General features: G+C 66.6%; 3 protein-coding genes. All 3 read right to left on the bottom strand.

The window, feature by feature from the left end; translation table 11 throughout:
• On the bottom strand, nucleotides 1-755 hold a 755-nt coding region (locus EB084_22700; protein NDD31075.1), incomplete at its 3' end, for a DUF1365 domain-containing protein.
• Complete coding sequence (locus tag EB084_22695) at nucleotides 752-2026, bottom strand: FAD-dependent oxidoreductase (GenBank protein ID NDD31074.1); 1275 nt, start codon at nucleotides 2024-2026, stop codon at nucleotides 752-754. The genes EB084_22695 and EB084_22700, both read right to left, overlap by 4 nt.
• On the bottom strand, nucleotides 2011-3031 hold a 1021-nt coding region (locus EB084_22690; protein NDD31073.1), incomplete at its 5' end, for a class I SAM-dependent methyltransferase. The genes EB084_22690 and EB084_22695, both read right to left, overlap by 16 nt.

Below are 3031 nucleotides of genomic sequence, written 5' to 3'. Positions count from 1 at the left end.
TTTCTGAAGTACAAGAGGGCCGCCTCCCAGTGGATTCTCGGCAGGGTGAGGAATGGGTTGAAGGGCAGTCGGGTCAGGGCCCAGAGCACGCTCGGGGTGTCGATCGCATGGGGCTTGCCGCTAAGACTAGCATAGAAGAGCACTTGAGCGCCATCAACGATGCGCATCTCGATGTGCAGGTGCTGCGCAAGGTCGGCGAAGCGGAAGTCGTAGTCGCCCTCGACGTCGTTGAACGGCGACACGTAGAACGCCTTCGGCACGCGGTAGTGGGCGGCCATGCCGGCGATGTCGTGCGCACGTTCGTTCAGCACGTAGACGTGACGCTCGCCGAACGTGTTGTTCACCTCGGCCACCACCAGCGCCAGCTCGCCGCTCGGGTTGTGGCAGTAGTAGAAGCTGACCGGGTTGAAGGCGTGCCCGAGGAATCTCGCCGAGGTGACGAGCACGATGCGGCCCAGGTCGACGGTGACCCCTCTGCGTCGGAGCAGGCAGACGAGCTTCTCACGAATGGTTCCCGGTCCGTCGACCACGTAATCCCGGTCGTGGAGCGAGAACAGCGCGGCGCGGTTGTAGCCGAAGAACCAGCAGCGCCGAGAGAGCTCGCTCAGCTCGTCGAGATCGAGTCCGAAGCAGAAGAAGCGGTAATCGAAGCCGTGGGCGCGGGGCACCTTGCGATGGTGGCGCACCTTGCCGACGAACAGCCGCGACTGGAGCGCGGTGGCGTTCACGCGTGCCCCCTCGTGCGTGACGGTCATGCCCGCACCGTCTCGTGCGCTGCGATCGAGGCCACGGCATCGACGGCCGACCTCACCGCGTCTTCGTGGAAGCCGTTGCCGAAGTAGCTGCCGCAGAACCAGGTCGAGCGCCGACCGTTCAGCGAGGGCAGCCGAGCTTGCGTGGCCAGCGACGCCACCGTGTAGCCTGGGTGGTGGTAGGTGAACGACGCAATGACGCGGTCGTCACGCAGGGCGCGGGTGCCGTTGAGCGTGACCAGGTAGTGCCCGCGGGTCTCAAGGCCCTGCAGGCGGTTCATGTCGTAGGTCACGAAGACCCCTTCATCAGCGCCTTCTGGCCGTCTCACCGAGTTCCACGACGACCACACCCGCCGGTTCGGAGGGAGAATCGATGTGTCGGTGTGCAGCACGGTCTCGTTCTTCGCGTAGCGCCAGGGAGAGAGCAGGGCCCGTTCCTCGTCGCTCGGATCGTCGAGCAGGGCGAGGGTCTGGTCGGCGTGCCCGGCAAGCACCACGGCGTCGAAGCGGTGCGTGCTCCCGCCGGCGCGCACATCGACACCGGAGGCGTCGCGCCGCACCCCTTCGACCGGTGTGCTCAGGTGCACATGCCCCTTGAACCGCGCGCGGATGGCCTTCACATAGGCGTGGCTGCCGCCCTTCACGGTGAGCCAGCGGGGGCGGTCGGTGATGGAGAGCAGGCCGTGGTTGCTGAAGAAGCGCAGGTAGGCCTCCGCCGGGAAGTCGGCGATCTCTTCTGGATGGGTCGACCACAGCGCCGCGCCCAGTGACTGCAGGTAGTGACGCTCGAAATAGGGCGAGAAGCCCTGCCGGCGGCAGTAGGCCGAGAGCGAGAGCCCTGCCGCCGAGCCGTTGGCGAGCGCGGCCTGGCCCCCTTGGTTGAACCGCGCCATGTCGATCACCATGCGCAGGAACGACGGGTTCACCAGATTGCTTCGCTGGGCGAACAGGGTGCCGAGATCGTGGCCGCCCCACTGCAGGCCGCTCTCCGTGTCGTGGTACCCGTACGACATGTCGCTGTCCCGGCCATCGACGCCGAGCTCGGTGAGCAGCTCGACGAAATTGGGGTAGGTGCGATGGTTGTAGACGATGAAGCCGGTGTCGACCGCCGTTCCCGCGTCGGGCCCCTCACCGATGACCACCGTGTTCGTGTGCCCGCCGAGGTAGGTGTTTCTCTCGAACACCGTCACCTCGTGCTGGGCGCTCAGCCGGTGCGCCGCCACCAGACCTGCGACGCCGGCGCCGATGACCGCGATCTTCACGACAGCTCGCAGCGGCGGAAGAGGTAGTGGTCGACGCGCCACTCCTCGCCGTTCGCGTACCCGAACAGCTCGGCGCAGGCGAGGAAGAAAAGCTTCCAGTACACCCACCAGCGGCGGTGATCCTTGCCGTACATCTCCTTCAAGATGGGGGTGAGGGCGCGGCGGTTGCGCCGCATGTTGTCCCACCAGGCGTCGGCGGTCTTCTGGTAGTGCGTGCCGGGCACGGCCCAGTGCCCATCGATGCGGTAGCCGGACGCGAAGTAGAGCAACAGGTCGGCACTGGGCATGACGCCGCCGGAGAAGAAGTAGCGCTCCATCCAGTCGCTCGGCTTCTTGGCGTCGAAGAGATAGGCCAGCGCGCGGTGGCAGAACACGTGCACGAAGAGGGCCCCATCGGGCGCCAGCCGCTCGCGCACCCGCTGCAGCAGCACGCGATAGTTGCGGAAGTGCTCGAACATCTCGATGGAGACGACGCGATCGAAGGTGCCTTCCGGAATGCCATCGGCCACGTTGGCGGTGACGTGCACCACGTTGGTCAGCCCTTCGGCGGCGAGGCGGCGACGGATGTGGTCTCCCTGGCGTCGCGAGTTCGACACGGCGGTGATGGGGGAGTTGGGGAACCGTCTGGCCGCGTGCACCGTGAACGACCCCCATCCGCAACCGAGGTCGAGGATGCGCATGCCGTCGACGATCTGGGCGCGCTCGCAGTACAGGTCGAGCATCTGACGCTCGGCATCGGCAAGCGTGGTGGTTCCCGCGGGCCACCAGGCGCAGCTGTACTTCAGGTTGGGCCCGAGAACGCTCTCGAAGAACTCAGGAGGCAGGGCGTAGTGCTGGGCGTTGGCCTCGTCGGTAGCCACCGCCACCGGCCCCTCACCCAGGCGCTTGACGAGGTCGAAGAGCCGTTGCTGGCGGGCCTGAGCGTCGCCCACGTGTTCGCGCGCCAGTGTCTTCTTGCAGAGCATCCGGATGCCGAGGCGGGTGAGCGGCTCAAGGGCGTCAACGTCGAGGATCTCG

The sequence above is a fragment of the Pseudomonadota bacterium genome, assembly GCA_010028905.1.
In the GTDB taxonomy this organism is placed as follows: domain Bacteria; phylum Vulcanimicrobiota; class Xenobia; order RGZZ01; family RGZZ01; genus RGZZ01.
The sequence above is the reverse complement of the archived record's forward strand: the minus strand, read 5'-3'. Positions and strand labels throughout refer to the sequence as shown.